This window comes from Enterococcus sp. DIV0970a, from assembly GCF_051711265.1.
Classification (GTDB): Bacteria; Bacillota; Bacilli; order Lactobacillales; family Enterococcaceae; genus Enterococcus_D; species Enterococcus_D casseliflavus.
This window is the reverse complement of record NZ_JBIOMF010000001.1, coordinates 2,636,771-2,657,251: the sequence shown is the minus strand read 5'-3', so window position 1 is coordinate 2,657,251 and position 20,481 is coordinate 2,636,771. Positions and strand designations below refer to the sequence as shown.

The 20,481-nt window shown below is 37.1% G+C and carries 24 protein-coding genes; 18 read left to right on the top strand and 6 right to left on the bottom strand.

Translation table 11 applies throughout. The features are described from left to right. Positions 1-70: 70 nt before the first annotated feature. The 3 genes from ald to IGK14_RS12810 form a co-directional block, all read right to left on the bottom strand. The gene (gene ald, locus IGK14_RS12820) at positions 71-1,177 is read right to left on the bottom strand and encodes an alanine dehydrogenase (protein ID WP_010749854.1); all 1,107 of its coding nucleotides are present in this window, start codon (positions 1,175-1,177) and stop codon (positions 71-73) included. A 148-nt stretch (positions 1,178-1,325) separates the two neighbouring features. Beyond that, positions 1,326-2,048, bottom strand: coding sequence for a C39 family peptidase (locus tag IGK14_RS12815; RefSeq protein WP_010749853.1), 723 nt, complete (start codon positions 2,046-2,048; stop codon positions 1,326-1,328). 100 nt (positions 2,049-2,148) lie between these two features. After that, positions 2,149-4,080, bottom strand: a complete 1,932-nt coding sequence (locus tag IGK14_RS12810; protein ID WP_010749852.1) for an ABC-F family ATP-binding cassette domain-containing protein — start codon at positions 4,078-4,080, stop codon at positions 2,149-2,151. 217 nt (positions 4,081-4,297) lie between these two features. Between IGK14_RS12810 and IGK14_RS12805 the strand changes: the two genes are divergently transcribed. Then, entirely contained in the window at positions 4,298-4,972 is a 675-nt protein-coding gene (locus tag IGK14_RS12805) for a redox-sensing transcriptional repressor Rex (RefSeq protein ID WP_005228549.1), read from the top strand. Positions 4,973-5,065: 93 nt separating this feature from the next. Here IGK14_RS12805 and IGK14_RS12800 read toward each other — a convergent pair whose 3' ends face one another. Next, positions 5,066-5,428, bottom strand: coding sequence for a thioredoxin family protein (locus IGK14_RS12800; protein ID WP_010749851.1), 363 nt, complete (start codon positions 5,426-5,428; stop codon positions 5,066-5,068). Positions 5,429-5,648: 220 nt separating this feature from the next. On the opposite strand from IGK14_RS12800, the gene IGK14_RS12795 reads away from it, so the two are divergent. From IGK14_RS12795 to IGK14_RS12775, 5 genes are all read left to right on the top strand, one after another. Beyond that, complete coding sequence (locus IGK14_RS12795; protein WP_010749850.1) at positions 5,649-6,596, top strand: permease; 948 nt, start codon at positions 5,649-5,651, stop codon at positions 6,594-6,596. 3 nt (positions 6,597-6,599) lie between these two features. Beyond that, entirely contained in the window at positions 6,600-7,430 is an 831-nt protein-coding gene (locus tag IGK14_RS12790; protein WP_010749849.1) for a TIGR03943 family putative permease subunit, read from the top strand. Between the two features lie 145 nt (positions 7,431-7,575). After that, entirely contained in the window at positions 7,576-7,842 is a 267-nt protein-coding gene (locus IGK14_RS12785; protein ID WP_005228556.1) for an IreB family regulatory phosphoprotein, read from the top strand. Beyond that, on the top strand, positions 7,842-8,273 hold the full coding sequence (gene ruvX, locus IGK14_RS12780; protein WP_005234242.1) for a Holliday junction resolvase RuvX: 432 nt from the start codon (positions 7,842-7,844) through the stop codon (positions 8,271-8,273). Before IGK14_RS12785 ends, ruvX begins: the two co-directional genes overlap by 1 nt. Before the next feature lie 22 nt (positions 8,274-8,295). Beyond that, positions 8,296-8,613, top strand: coding sequence for a DUF1292 domain-containing protein (locus tag IGK14_RS12775; protein WP_005228559.1), 318 nt, complete (start codon positions 8,296-8,298; stop codon positions 8,611-8,613). A gap of 84 nt (positions 8,614-8,697) precedes the next feature. Here IGK14_RS12775 and IGK14_RS12770 read toward each other — a convergent pair whose 3' ends face one another. Both IGK14_RS12770 and IGK14_RS12765 read right to left on the bottom strand, forming a co-directional pair. Then, positions 8,698-9,843 carry a site-specific integrase gene (locus tag IGK14_RS12770; RefSeq protein ID WP_154694607.1) on the bottom strand — a complete coding sequence of 382 codons (1,146 nt, stop codon included), beginning with the start codon at positions 9,841-9,843 and terminating at the stop codon, positions 8,698-8,700. 53 nt (positions 9,844-9,896) lie between these two features. Then, on the bottom strand, positions 9,897-10,628 hold the full coding sequence (locus IGK14_RS12765; RefSeq protein WP_010729032.1) for a helix-turn-helix domain-containing protein: 732 nt from the start codon (positions 10,626-10,628) through the stop codon (positions 9,897-9,899). Positions 10,629-10,784: 156 nt separating this feature from the next. Here IGK14_RS12765 and IGK14_RS12760 point away from each other — a divergent pair, with 156 nt between their 5' ends. From IGK14_RS12760 to IGK14_RS12705, 12 genes are all read left to right on the top strand, one after another. Continuing rightward, positions 10,785-10,991 carry a helix-turn-helix transcriptional regulator gene (locus IGK14_RS12760; protein ID WP_010729033.1) on the top strand — a complete coding sequence of 69 codons (207 nt, stop codon included), beginning with the start codon at positions 10,785-10,787 and terminating at the stop codon, positions 10,989-10,991. A 50-nt stretch (positions 10,992-11,041) separates the two neighbouring features. Continuing rightward, positions 11,042-11,323 carry a helix-turn-helix domain-containing protein gene (locus IGK14_RS12755; RefSeq protein WP_010729034.1) on the top strand — a complete coding sequence of 94 codons (282 nt, stop codon included), beginning with the start codon at positions 11,042-11,044 and terminating at the stop codon, positions 11,321-11,323. A 203-nt stretch (positions 11,324-11,526) separates the two neighbouring features. After that, positions 11,527-12,540: a replication initiator protein A gene (locus tag IGK14_RS12750; RefSeq protein WP_069314812.1), complete on the top strand. Its 1,014-nt coding sequence runs from the start codon at positions 11,527-11,529 to the stop codon at positions 12,538-12,540. A gap of 75 nt (positions 12,541-12,615) precedes the next feature. Next, on the top strand, positions 12,616-12,834 hold the full coding sequence (locus tag IGK14_RS12745) for a hypothetical protein (RefSeq protein WP_025481104.1): 219 nt from the start codon (positions 12,616-12,618) through the stop codon (positions 12,832-12,834). Next, the gene (locus IGK14_RS12740) at positions 12,821-15,511 is read left to right on the top strand and encodes a pLS20_p028 family conjugation system transmembrane protein (RefSeq protein ID WP_154694606.1); all 2,691 of its coding nucleotides are present in this window, start codon (positions 12,821-12,823) and stop codon (positions 15,509-15,511) included. The genes IGK14_RS12745 and IGK14_RS12740 overlap by 14 nt, the downstream gene beginning before the upstream one ends. Positions 15,512-15,524: 13 nt before the next feature. Next, positions 15,525-15,722: a hypothetical protein gene (locus IGK14_RS12735; protein ID WP_002331596.1), complete on the top strand. Its 198-nt coding sequence runs from the start codon at positions 15,525-15,527 to the stop codon at positions 15,720-15,722. 3 nt (positions 15,723-15,725) lie between these two features. Next, positions 15,726-16,337, top strand: coding sequence for a plasmid mobilization protein (locus tag IGK14_RS12730; RefSeq protein ID WP_002321374.1), 612 nt, complete (start codon positions 15,726-15,728; stop codon positions 16,335-16,337). Then, the gene (locus tag IGK14_RS12725) at positions 16,322-17,734 is read left to right on the top strand and encodes a relaxase/mobilization nuclease domain-containing protein (RefSeq protein WP_010749845.1); all 1,413 of its coding nucleotides are present in this window, start codon (positions 16,322-16,324) and stop codon (positions 17,732-17,734) included. The genes IGK14_RS12730 and IGK14_RS12725 overlap by 16 nt, the downstream gene beginning before the upstream one ends. A gap of 215 nt (positions 17,735-17,949) precedes the next feature. Continuing rightward, a complete protein-coding gene (locus tag IGK14_RS12720) occupies positions 17,950-18,264 on the top strand; it encodes a hypothetical protein (RefSeq protein WP_002340435.1) in 315 nt (104 codons plus the stop codon). Continuing rightward, entirely contained in the window at positions 18,257-18,751 is a 495-nt protein-coding gene (locus IGK14_RS12715) for a hypothetical protein (RefSeq protein ID WP_002340436.1), read from the top strand. The genes IGK14_RS12720 and IGK14_RS12715 overlap by 8 nt, the downstream gene beginning before the upstream one ends. A gap of 76 nt (positions 18,752-18,827) precedes the next feature. Further along, entirely contained in the window at positions 18,828-19,142 is a 315-nt protein-coding gene (locus tag IGK14_RS12710; RefSeq protein ID WP_002331591.1) for a hypothetical protein, read from the top strand. 223 nt (positions 19,143-19,365) lie between these two features. Next, positions 19,366-20,421 (top strand): hypothetical protein, encoded by a 1,056-nt coding sequence (locus tag IGK14_RS12705; protein WP_010749844.1) that lies wholly within the window; start codon positions 19,366-19,368, stop codon positions 20,419-20,421. Positions 20,422-20,481 lie beyond the last annotated feature (60 nt).

Below are 20,481 nucleotides of genomic sequence, written 5' to 3'. Positions count from 1 at the left end.
TTCTCATAGAAAGCAAAACAGCAGCCGCGAATTACTTGTGCGGCTGCTGGTTTTATTGTGGGAGAGTGACTCAAATCAATTCCGATAGATCGGTAAAAGGCAATGACAGATCGTGAGCGGCTTCTTTTGAAGTAAATGCGCCCTCATAGGCGATGACCCCTTTGGCAAGTGCCTGATTTTCTCGCAACGCTGCTAAAGGATCGTTCGCTAGCTGCTGGGCATACGGTAAGGTGGCAATGCTCAATGCGATGGTTGCCGTTTGCGGCACAGCACCTGGCATATTCGCGACTGCATAGTGAATAACTTCTTCCCGGATATAGGTTGGCTCGTCGTGGGTAGTGACTTTGTCTTCGGTCTCAAAAATTCCGCCTTGGTCAATGGCAATATCGACGATCACGGATTTTTCAGGCATCTGTTTCACCATGTCGCGGGTCACTAAGCACGGAGCTTTTTGTCCTGGCAATAAGACGGCTCCTACCACCAAGTCTGCGGATTGGATCGTTCGTTCGATATTCAAGCGATTGGAATACAAGGTTTGGACTTGACCAGAAAATTGTCGATCCAGCTCTTGTAAGCGTGGGATCGAAACGTCTAAAATCGTCACTTGTGCGCCTAGACCTACGGCGACTCTCGCGGCATTCTCACCGGCAACGCCACCACCAATGATCGTTACCCGACCTTGACGGACACCGGGAATACCTGAAAGCAGGATCCCTTTTCCGCCATATATTTTTTCGAGAAATTGTGCGCCGATTTGAACAGACATTCTTCCAGCGATCTCACTCATAGGCGATAGCAGAGGCAGGGTGCCGTTCGCCAGCTGGACGTTTTCATAAGCAACAGCGATCACTTTGCTGTCGATCAATGCTTGAGCAAGCTGTTGATTGGCGGCTACGTGGAAATAGGTGAATAAAACCAGTCCCTCATGCAAAAAGGGGTATTCTTCTGGTAAAGGTTCTTTGACTTTCATAACCAATTCAGAGGCCCAAACCTCTTCAACGGTAGTAATCGTAGCGCCGACTTCCTGATACGCTTGATCAGAAAAGGTTGATCCTGCACCAGCGCCTTGTTCAACGAAGACTTCGTGTCCGTCTTGGACTAACTCATAGACTCCCGAGGGCGGCAATGCCACACGATTTTCATTGTTCTTGATTTCTTTGGGGATACCGATTTTCATAGACTTCACACCTTTCTTTCTTCCATTATAATAGAAAGCGGATTCCTAAGGGGAGAAAGAATGGTTTTTTTATTAAAAAAGTAAGATCCAGTTGCTGCCTACGCCACGACAAAGAAAAAAGCCCCGAAAGGGGACTTTTTTCGATCAATCAGCTGAAGGTCCAAAAGCGTAAGCTTTGATTAGCGATTTCATCTAGTGTGTAATAGATAGCGTAATGGGATTTTTCTGGATCATCATTGGGATCTAAGACAAACACTTGATCGTCCATCATTCCACCTAAGACCATAATATGGCCGCCATCTGTAAATTCCCCTGGAGTCACAGAAACGATGACCGGATGATTTTGTTGCAAGTAAGCTTCAACACTGGCTAGATCTGTGCCAAGATCATAGTAGTTGTAGCCGTTTGCATCGGCAAAGTCAGAAAAAATCCGCCAGTCCGTTCCTTGGCCGTCAACGTAATAATGATCTCCTGCCCAATCAAGGACTTCTAGTGGCGAAATGGGATAGCCTTCAAGATAGGATTGAACCATCGCAAGAGAAGCAATCGCACAGCCGTTTTCTGCTAAGGTTTGGCTGCCGTCATTGCCATAGGATCTATCAGCCCAATCTTCGTTCGTCTGCAAGAAAATCGGTGTTGTGATGTCCATTTCCCATAAATAAGCATTGATGTCATCACTAAAGATAGCCTGAGAATAAACATATTCGTCGTCATAACTCTCATCATAGGCAACGACGGTCTGCACGTGTTCGGACAACTCTCCGTACAACACGTGATGAGAGATTCGATTGAACCCTATCCAAATCAACACCAATCCTGCCAAAACAACCATTGGCCGACGCTTTCGATAAACATCTGTCTGTTTTTGCATTTTTCCCTCCTTGTTTTACGAATCGTACGTATTCATCCTGTTCTTTTAAGTAAAACAAAGGAGGGGACGCTTGTCATCGGCCTACAGACCGATTCCACGATCAACTTTCAAATGCCTCTAGTTCTAAGCTAGTATTTTCCCATGCTTCTAGTAGAGCTTCTTGTTCAGTGCGGGCTTGTTCTAATGCTTGATTCAACGCGGTCAATTTGACATGATCATTCAACGCATCTGGTGCGGTCATGTCTTGTTCCAGTTGTTGGATCGTTTCTTCTATTGCGGCAAGTTCTTCTTCGATTTGGGTGACTTTTCGCTGTAAGGTTCTAACGGCTTTTTGCTGTTCCTTGCTTTGGACAAAGTTTTGCTTGCCCGCTGAGAGGGTGGTTTCGGTTGTTTTTGCTTCCAACATTGCTGCGATCTCAGCTTCTTCTTGTTTCTTTTCTAAATAATAATCGTAATCGCCGAGATAGAGCTTGCTGCCGTTTTCAGACAGTTCCACGACCTTGGTGGCGATTCGATTGATAAAGTAGCGGTCATGAGATACGAAGAACAAAGTGCCTTCATAATCGATCAGGGCATTTTCTAAGACTTCTTTGCTGTCGATGTCTAAATGGTTGGTTGGCTCATCCAAAATCAAGAAATTGTCATGGTCCATGGCTAATTTTGCCAAAGCGACACGAGCTTTTTCGCCACCACTTAACAGCGTGATCGGCTTTTCAACATCTTCTCCAGAAAATAAGAAGCTGCCTAATATATTGCGAATCTCGACTTCAGGTGTGGTACTGTGGTCATCCCAAAGCTCATGGAGGATCGTTTTGGTTGAGTGCAGATCGGATTGGTTTTGGTCATAGTACCCGATTGAGACATTGGCGCCAAAATGGACCTTTCCTTGAATAAAGGGGATTTTATGAATCAGCGATTTCAGTAAGGTTGATTTGCCGATCCCATTCGGTCCCACTAAAGCGATCGCATCTTTGCGCCGAACATCTAAGTCGATGGGCGCCGATAAGACTTCTTCTTCAGAATAACCGATAGCGGCATTTTCTACTTGCATCACAACATTTCCTGAAGGCTTTTCAATGGAAAAAAGGAAGTGGGCGGATTTTTCATCTCCTTGCGGGCGATCCAGCCGATCCATTTTCTCTAATTGCTTACGGCGACTTTGCGCGCGTTTGGTGGTAGACGCACGGACAAGGTTGCGGGCAACAAAGTCTTCCAGTTTATTGATTTCTTCTTGCTGTTTTTCAAAGGCTTTCCATTCACTTTGCAGTTGCTCCGCTTTCAGGGTCAAATAGCGGCTGTAATTGCCTTTGTAGTGGCGCATTTTTTGGCGACTCAGTTCGTAGACTTCGTTGACGACTTTGTCTAAGAAGTAACGGTCATGGGAAACGATCAGCAATGCACCGGCATATCCTTGCAGATAGTTTTCTAACCAAGATAACGTTTCGATATCTAAATGGTTGGTCGGTTCATCCAGAATCAAGATATCAGGTTTTTGCAGCAGCATTTTTGCTAATGCCAAGCGGGTTTTTTGACCACCAGAAAGGGTATTGATGGCTTGCGTGTAAAAAGAAGGATCAAACTGAAAACCGTGCAAGACGGAGCGAATCTCATTTTCATAGCCATAGCCGTTTTTTTCTGCAAATTCATGCTGCAATTGGTCGTATTCTTTCAGGAGATTGCCAGAGTCAGCAGCAGGATCTGCTTCGGAGATGGCGATCTCTAAGCTACGCATGCGCTGCTCCATCTGTCGAACCGTTGCAAAAGCTCCCAGCATTTCTTCCCAAACAGTGGCCTGACTATCAAGTCCGGTATCTTGAGCTAAGTAGCCCATCGTAGCGGTCTTGTTTTTAGCGATCGTTCCTTTATCAGGACTTTCGAGTCCAGCAATAATTTTCAGTAGCGTTGATTTACCAGCACCGTTGCGCCCAACAAGCGCGATTCGGGAATTGCTGGCAATTTCTAATTGGATATTTTCAAATAAAACCTCGGCTCCGAAAAGACGGGCGATTTGGTTGGCTTGTAATAAAATCATGTGTATGTCATTCCTATCTTTAAGAAACTTGTCTGTATCAAGGTTACAATACTACAAGTCTATCATATTTTAAGGGAAACGGCGATTGGGAAAAAGTTTGATTTTACCATTATAAAATTTATATTTCAAATTATGAGCATTCAAATTGATTTTTGAACAATGTATTTGTTATGATAGCTTCATCACAAGTGAATTTTTCACAATGGGGGAGTATTCTTTGAAAGATCATCAAATTCCAAAGGCAACAGCGAAGCGATTGCCTTTATATTATCGTTACTTGCGTATTTTGCACCAAGCTGGCAAATTAAAAGTTTCTTCGACCGAACTAAGTGAAGCTGTTCAAGTTGATAGTGCGACGATCCGCCGCGACTTTTCCTACTTTGGTGAATTAGGAAAACGCGGCTATGGCTATGACGTTGAAAGCTTGATGCAGTTCTTTGCGAAGACATTGAACGAAGACCACATGACGAATGTAGCTTTAGTCGGTGTCGGAAACTTGGGGAGCGCCTTGTTGAAATACAAATTTCACCAAAGCAACAGCATTCGGATCAGTGCCGCATTTGATGTCAACGAAGATCTAGTTGGTCGAATCGTAGATGGTGTGCCGGTCTATCCAATGGATGACATGAAGGAACAAGTGAAGATCCAGCAGATCGATGTGGCTATTTTGACGGTTCCCGCACAACATTCACAAGATTTAGTGAACGAGCTTGTGAAAGCTGGCATTAAAGGAATCTTGAACTTTACACCTGCACGGATCACTGCACCAAAAGGCGTGCTGATTCAAAACGTTGACTTAACCAATGAATTGCAAACATTGATTTATTTCTTGCATTCAGGCAACGTCTTGTCCCATGAAGAACCAGTAGAAGAACCATCACTAAGCGAATAATCGCATCACATAAATAGGAACCAACAAAACAGCTGCCAGATCGTAGTATATACAACGATCTGACAGCTGTTTTGTTGCTTTCATTCACTGAACTTACTCGTCTATCTGGTCAAAAAGTGATTCATAGGAATCTTGCTCTTCAACGCTTGTGAGCGCTTCTTGATACCGCAAGATTTGTTGAGTCAAACGTGTGAAATCGATGATGCGGGCTTCACGATGCACTTCTTTCCCATTCGCGAACAAGAGGACGACGGGAACCGTCAAGACCGAAAATAGACTGGCTGCTTCTGGCTCTGCCAGCGTGTTGATGGTAAATAGGGGGAGTTGCTGGGTTTGTGCCAGTTTTTGGATGCGTGGTTTGTCTGCAACACAAATACTGCAATTCGGTTGAGAGAGATAGAGTAGTGCCAACGGTTGTTGGGCGAGCTGCTCTTGGATCGGTTGATTTTTTTGCATAAGTCATTCCTCCATGGAAAATGTACGCTGTTCTTGAGGAAAAGTCAAAATATCTGCTAGCAGCTGATCGCTTAGGTGAGTAAGAAGGATTCAAAGATAAGGGAAATCTAAAGCAACGATTAAAAAAATAGGCTGCTTTAAAAAAAACGTTGTATAAAAAAAGGAAAAAACGTATAGTAATTCCAGCGTTTCGAATTTATTGATAAAGAAGGTTAAAGTTATGTTTCAGGCATTACCGAATTCTGTCCTGCAAATGAGTGTTATTTTTTTATCTATCGTCATTGAAGCCTTGCCGTTTGTCCTATTGGGCTGCTTGATCTCAGGTGCCTTACAAGTCTTCTTGACGCCAGAAAGAGTCAAGAGGCTCTTACCAAAAAACAAATTGGCATCGATCACAGTTGGTTGTGGTCTGGGGGTCTTTTTTCCTTCCTGCGAATGTGGGATCGTACCGATCGTTAATCAGTTCGTAAAAAAAGAGGTGCCAGTGTATACGGCGTTTGCCTTTATGCTGACTGCACCGATCATCAATCCTATCGTGATTTTTTCTACATTCATTGCCTTTGGAAATTCCGCGAAGTTCGCCTTTTTGCGTGTACTGGGCAGCTTATTGGTCGCAATGGTCGTGGGGATCTGGCTGGCGTATTTTAACAAACAAGAGATCTTAAAAACACGGCTTGCCAATCAATTAAGTGGCGGGAATGAGCAGGCAGCTCACCCACACCATCAGGGGCATGATCACGCCCACCATCAAACGGAAAAGAGCAGTCATCCGCTCCTTCGGCAGATTCGTCATTTGCTGCAGCATAGTTTGGATGAGTTTTTCGATACTGGGCGTTATTTGATCATTGGTGCGTTGATCGCCTCAGCGATGCAGACCTATCTGCCAACTGGCTTGATGCTGACATTAGGCTCCACGAAGCTGTTAGCGGTCTTCGTCATGCTGTTGTTGGCACTAACGTTATCCCTATGTTCCGAAGCAGATGCCTTTATCGGCTCTTCGTTGTTGAGTTTATTCGGCACTGGACCAGTCGTCGGTTTCCTGGTTTTTGGTCCAATGGTAGATATTAAAAACCTGTTGATGATGAAGCGGTACTTTTCGGGGCGTTTTATCGCTTCTTTAGTTGGATTAGTCGCAATCGTCGTTTCAATTTATGCATGGGTGGTGTAAAGAATGGTTCGTTTTTTGATCTTATCAGGCTATTTTGAATTGATGATGTACTTGCAAGTGACGGGCAAACTCAATCAGTTTATCAACATTCATTATCGCTATCTCGCTATTTTATCCATGATCATTTCTTTATTATTGGCTTTGGTCCAGCTGTATTTTTGGGTCAAACAAGAGCCTGAGCATCATCATGACGATGAGCATCAGCATGGATTGGAGAAAAAACACCAACGAGTGATTGCGTATTTTCTATTAGCCTTACCGATCATCGTGGGTCTCTTTTTCCCCACCGTTAGCTTGGATACGACGATCGTTGAAGCAAAAGGGTTTAATTTCCCCCTAAGTGAAGAATCTGTGGGGGATCCAGAAATGACGACCCAATATCTGAAACCCGATACAAGTCTTTATTTTAACAAAGAAGATTATGACACTCAGATGGATGCAGCATTGGCACGTTACGCCAAAGATGAGACGATTGCGGTAACGGAAGAAAATTACTTGGAAGTCATGGAGTTGATCTATACGTACCCGAGCGAATTTATTGGCAAGAAAATCACCTATGATGGATTTGTGTACCATGCAGATCAAGATGATGCCAATGAAATCTTTTTGTTTCGTTTTGGCATTATCCATTGTGTGGCTGATTCAGGCGTTTTTGGCTTGCGAGTGGAATTACCGCAGCAAGCGACTGCAGAAAATAACCAGTGGCTTCATGTGGAAGGGACGATCCAATCGAAGTACTATCAACCCTTCAAACGGGACTTGCCGATGGTGGTAGCAGACCAAGAGAAGACGATTGAAGCACCAGAAAACCAGTATGTCTATCGCGCTTTCTAGCTTTTTTTAAGAAAGTTCATAAAAACATCATAAACCTTTGTTATAATGGAGAAAATCTAAGCATATGTTTGTAGTTTTATCAAACGTTTAGTACAATATAGTAGGAACATATGCTAAAATCTATACAAAAGAGAGGTGTCGTGAAATGGGTTTTACAGATGAAACAGTTCGCTTTGATTTTGATGATAGCCGTAAAAAAGAAGTCAGCGAAACATTAGCTATCGTCTACCGAGCATTAGAGGAAAAAGGATACAATCCGATCAATCAAATCGTCGGTTATCTCCTTTCTGGCGACCCGGCTTACATTCCTCGTTATCGGGATGCCCGGAATTTGATTCGTCGTCACGAACGGGATGAGATCATGGAAGTTCTGATCCGTTATTATTTAGGCAATCACGGGATCAACCTATAATGAGAATCATGGGATTGGATGTTGGTTCGCGGACAGTCGGCGTGGCGGTCAGTGACCCAATGGGCTGGACAGCACAAGGGATCGAGATCATTCGCATCAATGAAGATGAAGGCAATTTCGGTTATGATCGACTTGCTGAATTGGTGAAAGAATATGAAGTCTCACGTTTTGTGGTAGGACTACCTAAAAATATGAATAATACGATCGGACCTAGAGCGGAAGCTTCTATGGCTTACGGCGCAGCGATCGAACAGCAATTCGGTTTGCCGGTCGTTTACCAAGACGAACGTCTGACGACCGTTCAAGCAGAACGAATGCTGGTAGAACAGGCGAATACATCGCGTGCCAAACGAAAAAAAGTGATTGATAAATTAGCAGCAGTCATGATTTTGCAGAATTATTTAGATGGTGCTGGGAAACAGCTGTTTTAATTTACAGAAAAGAGGAAAATAAATGTCAGAACATACACACGATCATAACCACGATCACGATCATGAAGGACATGAACACATTACTTTAATCGATGATCAAGGAAATGAAACCTTATACGAAATTCTATTAACGGTTGACGGTACGGAAGAATTCGGCCGCAACTACGTCTTGCTTTATCCAGCAGGCGTACCAGAAGAAGAAGACGTTGAATTACAAGCGTACGCTTATATTGAAAACGAAGACGGTTCTGAAGGTGAATTAGAACAGATCGAAACAGAAGCAGAATGGGATATGATTGAAGAAGTCTTCAACACATTCATGGCTGAAGAAGAAGAATAAGCTGTAAATGATAGCTGAACCCTTGGTAGATAAGGGTTCAGCTTTTTTTTGTTTTGAATTGAATACGGGATTGAATACGTTCCGCTAGAAATTTAGGTGCTCTGCAAGCTTTTCAACGGTTTTTTCTTTGGTTTCTTTAGTTAGATGAGCATAGGTATCCATTGTTAATTTGATTGATGAGTGTCTAAGGCGTTCTTGAACTTCCTTCATGGAGACTCCCGACTCTAACAGCATACTAGCATGAGTGTGTCTGGTTACATGGTTACCTAGAAATGGAATACCAGAATTCTTGCAGATTGTGATCATACGAGAATAGATAGCGTGTTTAGTAATGATTTCTTTGTAGATTCCACAAAAAATCATTGTTGGATCAGTAATCCCGAGGGTTAACATATATCTTTTTTGATTGATTTGCCATTTCTTTAGCCAATTAATGGTTTTATTGTCTAAAGATAGGGAACCATAGCTATTTCTCGTTTTTGGACTTGAAATTTTGTACCCATATTTTGTTTGGCTTAAGGTTTTGTTTATAGTGACGGTGTTTGATTCAAAGTCAATATCTGACCAGTCTAAGGCTAAAGCCTCACTGATTCGACAGCCACTAAAAAATAGAAAGCGCAGTAAAGTTTTATCGTACTCTGCCCTATACGTACTTCTTTTGGATTCCAAATATTGAAATAAGGTTTCTAATTGATCTCGTGAATAAATTTTGACAGTATCCTTCTTTTTTTCAACATTTCTGTTGGGCATGATTACGAGCTCACAGGGATTTTTAGTGATCAGCCCTAGAGTCATTGCGTATTTGAAAATACGGCTTACGGTAGAATGTAGGACTTTATATTGATCTGTTGTTTTAGCCCACTGATTCAATATCTTCTGAACATGTTTTGTAGTAATTTCTTTAATTCTAAACTGCCCATATTTTGGAAGAATCCATTTATTAAACTTGATCTCAATTTTTAATTGAGTGACTTCTTTTACAGTAGTTTTATAGCTTTCATACCAGAGATCATACACTTCTTGGAAAGTTTCGTTCGTTTCCCTTTTAAGTCCATTCTCTTCAAAGTCTACAAGTAGTCTATTAAGCTCTATTTGAGCTTCTTTTTTTGTTTTAAAATTTCTACGTGTAGTACGGACTTCTTTACCAGTTAGCGGGCTGATTCCAAGGTATGTTTGAAACATCCAAGCTTTGGTTCCGTCTTTCTTTTCATATTGTTTAATTGTTGCCATTGTTTTTCCTCCTATCAGTTGCGTGGCGTGCTTTTGATAGGAAAATGTAATCTTTATTCTTCTATATCATATTGATTTTGAAAATATTTTTTTTTGTTGAATGTAGTTGTTTTTATTTCATCAATAAAAGATGTTAATTCTTTTAAATAATTTAATAAATCTTCATCGTTACCTGCGTTTGTAGATTTGATTTCGCTATCAATTAAACCAAATGCAACACCTAAATAATTGAATACTTCATAATTGATACTTTTAAGACTTTTCTGTCTGTTTGAAAGTTTTTCATCAAGACAAATATATATGAAACCCAGGATGAGTTGGTCATCTGATTTATCAGTTTGCAAGAGTTTTTTATATACATCATCTATAATCATTTCTACAAAGTTATCTTTTAAAGAAGGTGATTTATCTAGACTATATGTTTTCGATACTGCTAAAAATAAGTCATATAGACCAAGCCTATCTCTGTCTTTACCGAAATCTTTGAATTTGTTATGGAAGGTACCGTTGTCAAAAAAAATCTCATTGAATAAATACTTGATATATTTCTTAGTTTTTTGAGAATTACCTGTCAGTAGATATTCAGTAGAAACACCACCAAGTTTAGCAATACTTAGTAGCCGCGCTTTGTTGGGTATGTTCTTTCCTTTTTCCCATCTAGAAACATTGCTTTTGCTTGCGGGAGGTGTCAGATTTTCGCCAAATTCTTCAAGAGTATACCCTAAAGAAACACGTATTTCTTGTATTCGTTTTCCAATTTCAGGATTAATGTTTTTATCAAACAAAATGGTTTCACCACCTTCATCTATTCTATTCTACAGTTTACACTACATTCTCATATAATGAAATGAAAAAGTAGATAAAAGTTGAATTTTACGTTGCGGTATGAATAAATATATGTTATTCTTTTAGTGACGAAAAGTTGAAAAGAAGGAGGAGTCATGAAGCCTAAAGATTTTAGAAAGTTTTGTGGATTATCACAATCTGAACTTGCTGAAAAATATGGCATTTCAGTACAAGCGGTAAGAAACAAAGAAAGCGGTAAAACAAACTATTCTCCAGAAGAAATGATTATTTTGAAGTATCTTGTGAAAGAAAAAGGAATTGAAAATATCACAATTGATCAAATTTTTTTTAATGAAAAGTGACGAAAAGTTGAATTTGAATACATGTAGTCAAATTAGTGGGGGCAAAGAAAATGAAATCTGAGATTCAAGTTATTCTGCCATCGGATTTAGATCAAGAATTGCGAAGATATTTCTATCGAGTTGCAAAAGAAGCAGTAGATCAAGTTCGAATTGAAACATCTCTAAGCAAAGAAGTTTTTAGATTGGGAGAAGCTTGTAAGTATTTAAGCTGTAGCAGAAGTACATTAAAAAAATTTATCAGAGAGAAAGGTTTAAAAGTAAGCATAATCGGAGATTGTCAATTTATTAGAAAAGAAGAATTAGCAAGGTTTATCAAAGAATATGAAGTATAAAAAGTTGCGTGGCGTGCTTTTGATAGAAAAAAGGAAGTGTTTGTTTGAATAATGATGAAGTATAGAAAATATAAAAATACTTTGAAAAAAATTAAAAGGAGTGTTCCCGACAGTTTGGCGACCACAGGAAACACTCGACAATAAAGTTCTAAGAAAACTTTATTTGACTACATTTTAACATTTATTAGAAAGAAGAGGAATAAATGGAAGAAATAGATAAATTAATTGCTCAGTATGCATACTCAAAAGATGACGTATATGCTGAAAAATACTTGAAGTATCCGATTTTTTTAGATAAACATAAAAAATATAAGAAGATGAAACAAAGTACAAAAAAAGTTTATATGTATTTGAAAAAACAAAATGAATATTCTTTAGAGAATTCAAAAGTTGACAGCAAAGGAAGAATTTTTTTGATTTTTGCTATAGAAAAAATAGCTGAAAAATCTTGTTTAACAAAGAAAACGGTAATAAGCGCTTTGAGAGAGCTAGAAGAATATAAATTAATTACGATTAAAAAAAATGGATTTAACAAAAAAACTGGGAAGAATAATCCAAATTTTTATTATTTATTGAAACCAGAATTCAGCGAAGGAGATTTCTACAAAAAAAAGTGCATTGAGGAAAATTTACACCTTCCGACAAATCAACATTACAGTCCAAGTGAAAAAAATACACCTTCCGACAAATCAACATTCGATGGTGATAAGTCATTCCCGCTTCCAGGTGAAAAATTTTTACAAGAACTTAATCATTCTTCTAAAGATTTTAAAGATTTTAAAGAATCTCAAAATGCTGACTTTATTGATTCACTTTCAGTTGAAAATAAAAAATTAGATGAAATATTAATTGAATCATTAATTGAAAAAGAATGGCTTTATCAGGTATGGGGGGATAATATTGTAAACTGTCTGAAATTAGTGGGTAATAACGATTACAGTCAATTTTATGACTGGTATAAAAAATTCAAATATGCGATTAAATCTGCTGAAAAAGAACAAAAAATTCAACTGAAAATTATCTATGAAATCTGTAATAACAAGTATTTTGTAGATTATGTTAGAGAACAGCTATCAATGACTTTACGTGACTTGATACGAAGAGCAAAAACAGATCACCGTATCAAACAAAAAGACGATTATATCTTTGCTTCTCTAAAAAATAAAGCGTTAGAACTAATTGAATTGCAAATCAGTGAAGGAATAGATAAGCAATAAGAATAGAATTGAGTCAAATGAAGTGGAGGGGTATCTCCGCTTCATTTGAGAACTTTGAATATAGGAGGGGTTATTTTGATTGAAAATCGTTTAATAGATCAAGTTTGGTGTCTAGATCAAAATACAGATAATCTCGAATTAATCGAGACTATTTGCTTCAACACTATAGTTCTCGATTTAAGATCTGAAAATGACAATTGTGTAACTCATATCATAATTGACAGAAAAACAGCTCAGAAGCTCTCTGAGAGTCTCAGAAAATGGGCTGAGGGAGGTAATAATGAAAATAGTTAAAGAAAAGATTGCCAGTAGAAAAATACACTGGTTAGCTTTGAGCATACTTGTTTTAATGTTTATCGTTGTTTTCACCGGTAATGTTGTCCAAGCAAGCATTTTCAATTGGTTTGATGACACGGAAAGTCAAACTGAATTTTTGAATAATCCTGTCTATCAATCGTATTTAAAAAAATATAACGGAAATTTTTACAGTCAGTTTGGATTGTGGATAGGGTGGTCTGTTATAAAATCGATGTTTGCAATTGTAGATGGTATTCAAAATATGATTCCCGAAGTGTTAGATTTGTTTAGCTTTATTGAAAGTACGGGAATGAATAAAGTTTATCAATCGGTCTTAAGTACAGTTGTTATTGGTTTAATGATACTTTCACTGATGTTTGTTGGTTACAAAATGATTACTGGAAAAGGAACAGTGGATTTAAAATCGGTTGGAATGAACGTAGTGATGTCTGTAGCATTAATTCTTTTAATGCCGACTTTGATTGGATCAACAGAAAAACTTTCAGGAATAATGTTTGCAAAGACTCTTTATAATGACGCAACTAGTATCAATAATCAAGATGGCGGTGTAGCATGGTCATTGATTGAGCAGGGAGTGACAGATTTAGCTTATATTAATAAGACAGATCAATATTCGACAATTGATAAAACAAATGACCGAAATAATCTAACAAAAGAAAATTTCTGGAAAACGGATCTTACGCAAGTATTGACAGATAATGTAATTGATAAAATGGAAAAAGAGAACCCAACAGCTGATAATCTGCGTTATGAATTAGTTGAAAATTCTGATAATGAATTTGTTGCTACTAAATTTTCAGATAATTTTTTATCAACCTTTGTTGATGGTATCAAATCAGGATATTATCGCTATCAAGCGAACCTGTGGGGAATTTCTTTTGGATTGATTGCTTTAGCGGTAGCGTATGTTTTTAGTGCTTTCATTATAATTACAGCAATACTCGAGTTAGCATTTAAACGTGTACTCGGAGTTTTAGTATTTGCTACTGACTTAGAAACAGGACAGCGTTCAAAAGTTGTTCTATCAGATATTCTACAGTGCTATTTGACTGTAGGCTTTCAAGGATTTGGACTATCCATGTTTGCTATGTTTATCAATTTTCTGAACTCAGGACAAGGTATCTCAACAAATATTTTTATAAAAACAATTGCTTATATCTGTGCCGTTTTTGTTTTAATCAAAGGCAGTGGAACAGTCATGAGATACTTTGGTGTTGATATTGGACTCAAAGAAGGTTATGGGCAACTTGCTTCTGCTTTTGGTATGGGCGCAATGCTGTTTAGAAAAGGATCAAATGGATTTAATCGTGCTAAAGGAAGCGGAAATGGAAATGGATCAGACAGCGGAGAAGGAGAAGATCGAAAACCAGAAAAGAATTTCGGCGAAACTCTATCAAAAAAAGCTGGCAAAACTGGAAGAGCTTTGGGATATGCCCATGAACGTGGATTATCAGGTTTAGCTTCAGATGGAGCTACGATGGCTAGTGAAAGAGCAACAAAACCATTTAAGAGTATGCGTGATATGGCTAATGATACCAAGAATAAGTTCAAAGAAGGCTTAGATGATGGTACTGTGTCCGCTATTAATAAAAATAGCAAGCCTATGTTAGCTAAAAATAAAGAAGATGAAACTGGAAAATATGCTGATTCCATGCCAACACGTCTTTCGGATAGAAAAGATGGTGCTAAGGTTGAAAATGCCGATAGTATTATGTCTAGTTCTGAACGTATGCGTGAAGCAATGAAAAATAATGCTGAATCGAATAATAATCCTGTAAGTGCAATTCAGCAAAAAGTCCAACAAGATATTGAAGAACGTAAAAATGCTATGCACGGTCAAGCTAAGTCTGCTGAAGAATTAATTAATCAGAAGCGACAGGAAGCGAAATACACGCCTGAAGCAATGAATCGTGAGGAAATGTTAAGGAGACGTGTAGAAGGACGTACAGGCGCTAATATGGACGAAAAAGAAGCGTTGACCAAAGAAAGAATCCAAGAAGCTAAAAATTCAAATACTGGATTAGAAAAATTGGTCAAAGAAAATCTACAAAATTCTACAAGTAGTCAAGGTGGCCGATCAGTAGATGTCCGAGAAAATATTCAAGGTTCATTGAATGGTCATGTCGGACGGAATGTTGATGTAAGAGAGAATTTACAAAGTTCTTCAAATGGTCAAGGTACTAAGACAATTGATGTTCGAGAAACTCTGCAAAGTAGCAGTACAAGTCAACCAAAAACAGTAGATGTTCGAGAAAATGTACAAAATTCTACAAGTAGTCAAGGCTTTAAATCAGTGGATGTCCGAGAGAAAGTGCAAAGTAGCAGTGCAAGTCAACCAAAAACAGTAGATGTTCGAGAAAATGTACAAAGTTCTACAAGTAGTCAAGGATTCAAAACAGTAGATGTTCGGGAGAACGTTCAAAAAGATAGTGGAGAAATGAAAGAAAAAACACAAAAAATCAATATCGTTGAAGACAGAAAGTCAGCGAAAAAATTTGATTCAAATCATGAAACAGTGATTATTGATAGTGAAATCCGTGAAAATGATAAGGGATCAAAACCAAGACGAAGGTTTACCTATGAAGACAACGAGTTATTCAGAGATACACTTAATGATCCTAATCCACTTTTCGATAGTTTACTTAAAAAATAAAGAGGTGATTGTCATGCAATTAATTCTACAGATTAGTACACATGATTTCTTAGAACTTGACGAATTATGTGAATCAGTAAAGAAAGCAACAAATGAAAAAATCACGGTCACTAATTATATTGAACTGATGATTCAAGAAGAATTAAAGATGAAAAATGAAATAGAGAGCAATTTCAAATGTTGCTCTCTAGAAAAAAATGTGAGGGGATAATCAATGGATGATAAACAAAAAATGTACGAAAAAAATCGCAAACATAGTGAGGCCTTAAATTTTCGTGTCGATAAAAAGACTTATCTTGAACTGACATTGATTGCAAAACAAAGGGGAATTTCTAGAGCAGACGTTTGCCGTGAGCGGTTAAAGGGACTCAAATATGAACCGCCGTTGTTAGCTGAAGATGATAGGGTAGTTTTAACCAAACAGTTAAATCAAATTGGTAACAATTTGAATCAAGCGGTAAAGGCATTAAATATCATTGCTAAATATTTTAGAGAAGAATCTGAAGATAAAAAAGAAAAGAGCCTACATTTTAGTTTTGATGCTAGCCGTTACAACATTTTTAAAGATGAACTTGCGAATAGCATAGCAAAAAAGTTGATGATTAGTTATCCAGATGACATTTTTTTGGAGTCCAATCGGAGTGCCCCCTCTTTTTTTAAATTATCAGAAGTAGAAAAAGAATATTTCGAATATTGGATAGAAAAGCAAACTAGACCGGGTACGAAAGAAGAGTATTCCCAAAAAGTTGATCGGAATTTAATTCACTCAATTCAGATTATTGCAAGTTTAAAAGATGAGGTGAAACAACTTTGGGAGCTACTATAACATCGAAAGGACGCAAGAAAAATTTATCCTCGCTATTACAATATGCAGCTAATCCTTCAAAAAAAGAAAAATGTGTTGCAGTCTCAGGAATAAATTGTAGTGATGATAGTGAGGAAGCACTGCAAGAAATGAATTTAGTACGTACCAAGATGAATAAATCTAAAGATATAGCACAAGCGTTTCATGTTATTCATTCGTTTGATAAGAGTACTTCTAAAGAGTTAAGTATTGATAAAATGCACGAAATAGCTGTCGAATTTGCAGAGAAAGCTTTTCCAAATTCGCAAATCATTGTTGCAAGTCACAATGATAAAGATCATTTTCATAGTCATCTTGTCATTAATAATATTAACATGGAAACATGTAAAAGGTTGCGTATTGACCCTAAAGATTTAGAACTAATGCGAAAAATTAACGATCAAGTCCTCAATGAACATGGTCTTGAATCAGTGAATAATGAGTACTATGAAAACTTAGAAAAGAGAACCAATCTTTATTCAAACGATCCTTCTAAGATGAAATATGGAAAAATTAATTATCAAGAGTTTGTGCAAAATGCGATCGAAGCAACGTTGGAAAAATGCGAAGTGAATTCTTTTGAAGATTTTTCGGATCATTTGGCAAAAGAATATAACATTGAAGTTTATCAATTTTCAAAAACAAATAACAAACTTGGCTATGTTCTTTACAAACTTGGCTATGTTCTTTACAAACAAGGTGTAAATTTCTATGAGCGTAGAGGTGAGTTAATTACTTTAGGAAGAGATAAACAATCTAGAAAAGAAAAAAGTCAGTATGTCGAACGTACTTTTAGTGCAAGAAAGTTAGGGAAAAGATATTCATTTGAATCTGTTTCTGAACAACTTGAAAAGAATTTAGAAGAATCACATATAAAAAATTTTTTTAATATGGAAAGAGAGCAAGTTATGTCGCTAATTAGTGGAGTAAATTACAAAACTGGTGAGTTAAATGTACCTTTTGTGGAATTAGATTCCATCGCACAAAAGCAATTTAGCGACCGTGAAGGCGATGAAAAATTCATTAAATATGATGACTTCTTGCGAGAGGTAGACAAGCATTTTGTAAATACAATGTCTTTAGAAGATGATCAAGAATACACGATTAAACTTCATACGGATGTGAATCCTCAAACTTTACGTAGTGCGAAAAGTAAAACAATTTCTATTAAAAAGACTGATCAGAAAGAGTTATTTCTACCGGCAAAGGGTTTTGAAAATTGTTCTCATACACCTTCTGCTAAACAGATTCACTATCAAATCAGTCGCATAATGAATGACGATGTAAAAATGTATCGTGCTAAAAAGGATTATGAATTCACACAACAAATGATTGAAAATCAGCAAAAAAGGCAACAAAATTTTGAAATGGAATTCTGAATGGGCTTGTTATTGGACTTTCCAGTTTTTTGCCTATGAAGAGTTGCTTGGAAAGAAGCAGTTTTTAGGACATACGCCAGCTACCCATCTACTTGCCAGTCAATCCGCCCCGCTCACGCTAGGCTACTTTCTGGCAAGTCAGATGGTGGGTAAATCTCTGAGGGAGCAAGCTCCCTACAGACTCCCTCCCAAAAAAAGAAAGGTGGAAGAAAAAAATGAACTATCCATATTTTAAAGTCTCGGCTTCAGAAGAAACTAAAGAAATATTCAACAATTTTTACAACCAAAACAAAGGAGTTTTTGGTTCCAAGGCAAATATGTTTCGTGTTATGGTTTCAAATTTACCAGTGTTAGCTAGTCCATCAAATAATAAATTTAATGATTCTGAAAGCATTAAATTTGAACAAAAAATTTCAGAACTAGAATCAATGATAAGTAATGAAGTAATTGAAAAGCTTGATGACATTGATCAAAAGTTATCGTATTCTCTAAAAAACAAATACAAAACGGAGGAGAAAAAAGATGTTTAAAGTTTACTTCCCGTTTCAGTGGCTCGTTAAAGGAATTCTTTTAGTGCTACTAGGATTGATTCTTTTTGGAAGTTATCTAACAATTAAAGCCAGACATTTTCCAGAAGAAAAGCCAATAAAAATTGTAACAATAGATTTAAAAATAGGTGAAACTTATCAGGCAGATGGGGTTGAACTAACATTTAAAAATATTGAAGTGACCGAAAAAAGAAATGAATTTGCACAACATGATCGTGTATTACAAGTGACCTATACACTTAAAAATGATACAGAAAAACCAATACGTCCACAACAATGGTCGATTGAAAATAAGGATGGTGAAGAGCTTTATGAGTATGCTATGATATTAGATAATCCAGAGTATATTGAAAGTGACAAAGCAGAAACAATAAATTACTATTATGAATTACCGAATGAAATGCAGGATTACCAAATCGTATTACGTAGAGCAAATGGTTACCTAGTTGGGTTGCCATTTACTTTATAAGTTTTATTTTGTCAGTAGCTTTTAAGGTAATATCAGTTTTGTGATTTTTGAAAATGGAAGTGGGGGAACTGGGAGAATGGCTGAGGAAAATAAAGTTGTTCCGTTTGAAACATTAGTGATAAATAAGGAAGAGTTTGAGCAACTTTTTCTTGATTTTTTTATTCAATATGACAGGATTTATGATTTTAGTTCGTCACTAGATTTATTTGAATTAGAAGCAGAAATAATAGAAAACAGTCGAGAGAAGAATGGTAAAATCATTATTTCAGTAGAAAAATTCAATGAATTATTCTCAGAAACATTTGAAATAGATCCAGACTATTATCAACCACAAGAAGTTTTTCGAGAGTTTAGAAATCAGATTATTCGTTCAAGTAATATTGAAAATTGAGTCAATAAAAGAAGCGTTGAAGAAAAGTTCCTTCTTTCGACGCTTCTTTTTAAAAGATTTTACAAATGTCTTATGGAGATTTGCTTCAATGACTACTTGTAGTCATTTCGTTTAAAATAATTATGTTACACCCTTATGTGTCACAGAGAAATACTGATATAATAAGAAATAAGGTATGTAACAATAGAGTATACTCTGGCGTTGCTAAAGGAGAAAGTGAAAGTTGCAAGAAAAAAAGGTTATGAGCTACATTACAAATGCTGAATATAAAAATTTAAAAATTCAAATACATAATTTTACTCCTTCTGGATTTATCATTGTTCGATTTGCTTTGCCTTTTCAATTACCTTTGGATGAGTCGGGTGGAATTTATTCAAGGAAAAATAGGAAAGGACTTAAAGTCAAACATAAATATACTGACCGTGAATATTCAGAAGTCGGAAAAGTAACATCAGAAGTTGATATTATCAGTGTATTACCAGATCGTATTACCCCAAGTAATGAAGATAGGCTTATTAGCGAAGCTGTCGATGATTCGTTGGATTTTCTAAACAATATCATAAAAGTTCTAATTACAAGATTTAAATATGAAGACTTTACACTAATTAATCGTTATGAATTACCAGCAGGTTTACCTGTTTGGATCTGTAGAAAATCGAAATTTAACGAAAAAAATCTTGAGGCAAAACTTCTCATGAATTTTCATTTTGCGAATCTTGAGCGAGAGCATGTTCTACTCTCTTCAGAAGAACGGCGTGATTTGGTAACTCTGGTAGAAAACTTAAATCAGAATCCATACTTTGATTTGGCAGTATTATTCTCGGAGGCCAGTAATCTCTATAAAATAGGTTCTTTTCATTCAGGTTTTTTAAAAATCCATGCTTGTATCGAGAGATTGATGTATGCAATGGTTAAGGAAATTTTTATTCGTCAAGGGAAGCCACAAGACAAAATAGACAATATACCTCAAATAGCATATAAGAACATATTGACACAACATTTAGGTCCGTACCTCACCAAGAATGGTTTGCTTTTTGATATCGAAAATAAAGATTCTATTGCTTATAAATACTGGACAGAGGTTTATTCTTTGCGAAATAAAGTTGTACATTCAGGCTATAGATTGACTGAAAGCGAAGCTCTAAACGGGCGTAAAATTGCATGGGAGCTTAACAAGTTAGTTATTGTCACTATGAAGAAATTAGGTTATAAGAATATTATTAAATATCTAACGGATTCAGAGGAAAGCCTTAAAAGAGGATATCAATGGCCCTACTAAATTAACAAAAACTAAAAAATATCACATCATTGTTGTAATTAATGTGTAATTATATGTGTT

Bases quoted from the DNA above. Each gene is read 5' to 3' on its own strand.
- ald (WP_010749854.1), bottom strand. From the start codon at position 1,177: ATGAAAATCGGTATCCCCAAAGAAATCAAGAACAATGAAAATCGTGTG.
- IGK14_RS12815 (WP_010749853.1), bottom strand. From the start codon at position 2,048: ATGCAAAAACAGACAGATGTTTATCGAAAGCGTCGGCCAATGGTTGTT.
- IGK14_RS12810 (WP_010749852.1), bottom strand. From the start codon at position 4,080: ATGATTTTATTACAAGCCAACCAAATCGCCCGTCTTTTCGGAGCCGAG.
- IGK14_RS12800 (WP_010749851.1), bottom strand. From the start codon at position 5,428: ATGCAAAAAAATCAACCGATCCAAGAGCAGCTCGCCCAACAACCGTTG.
- IGK14_RS12795 (WP_010749850.1), top strand. From the start codon at position 5,649: ATGTTTCAGGCATTACCGAATTCTGTCCTGCAAATGAGTGTTATTTTT.
- IGK14_RS12790 (WP_010749849.1), top strand. From the start codon at position 6,600: ATGGTTCGTTTTTTGATCTTATCAGGCTATTTTGAATTGATGATGTAC.
- IGK14_RS12785 (WP_005228556.1), top strand. From the start codon at position 7,576: ATGGGTTTTACAGATGAAACAGTTCGCTTTGATTTTGATGATAGCCGT.
- ruvX (WP_005234242.1), top strand. From the start codon at position 7,842: ATGAGAATCATGGGATTGGATGTTGGTTCGCGGACAGTCGGCGTGGCG.
- IGK14_RS12775 (WP_005228559.1), top strand. From the start codon at position 8,296: ATGTCAGAACATACACACGATCATAACCACGATCACGATCATGAAGGA.
- IGK14_RS12770 (WP_154694607.1), bottom strand. From the start codon at position 9,843: ATGGCAACAATTAAACAATATGAAAAGAAAGACGGAACCAAAGCTTGG.
- IGK14_RS12760 (WP_010729033.1), top strand. From the start codon at position 10,785: ATGAAGCCTAAAGATTTTAGAAAGTTTTGTGGATTATCACAATCTGAA.
- IGK14_RS12755 (WP_010729034.1), top strand. From the start codon at position 11,042: ATGAAATCTGAGATTCAAGTTATTCTGCCATCGGATTTAGATCAAGAA.
- IGK14_RS12750 (WP_069314812.1), top strand. From the start codon at position 11,527: ATGGAAGAAATAGATAAATTAATTGCTCAGTATGCATACTCAAAAGAT.
- IGK14_RS12740 (WP_154694606.1), top strand. From the start codon at position 12,821: ATGAAAATAGTTAAAGAAAAGATTGCCAGTAGAAAAATACACTGGTTA.
- IGK14_RS12735 (WP_002331596.1), top strand. From the start codon at position 15,525: ATGCAATTAATTCTACAGATTAGTACACATGATTTCTTAGAACTTGAC.
- IGK14_RS12730 (WP_002321374.1), top strand. From the start codon at position 15,726: ATGGATGATAAACAAAAAATGTACGAAAAAAATCGCAAACATAGTGAG.
- IGK14_RS12720 (WP_002340435.1), top strand. From the start codon at position 17,950: ATGAACTATCCATATTTTAAAGTCTCGGCTTCAGAAGAAACTAAAGAA.
- IGK14_RS12715 (WP_002340436.1), top strand. From the start codon at position 18,257: ATGTTTAAAGTTTACTTCCCGTTTCAGTGGCTCGTTAAAGGAATTCTT.
- IGK14_RS12710 (WP_002331591.1), top strand. From the start codon at position 18,828: ATGGCTGAGGAAAATAAAGTTGTTCCGTTTGAAACATTAGTGATAAAT.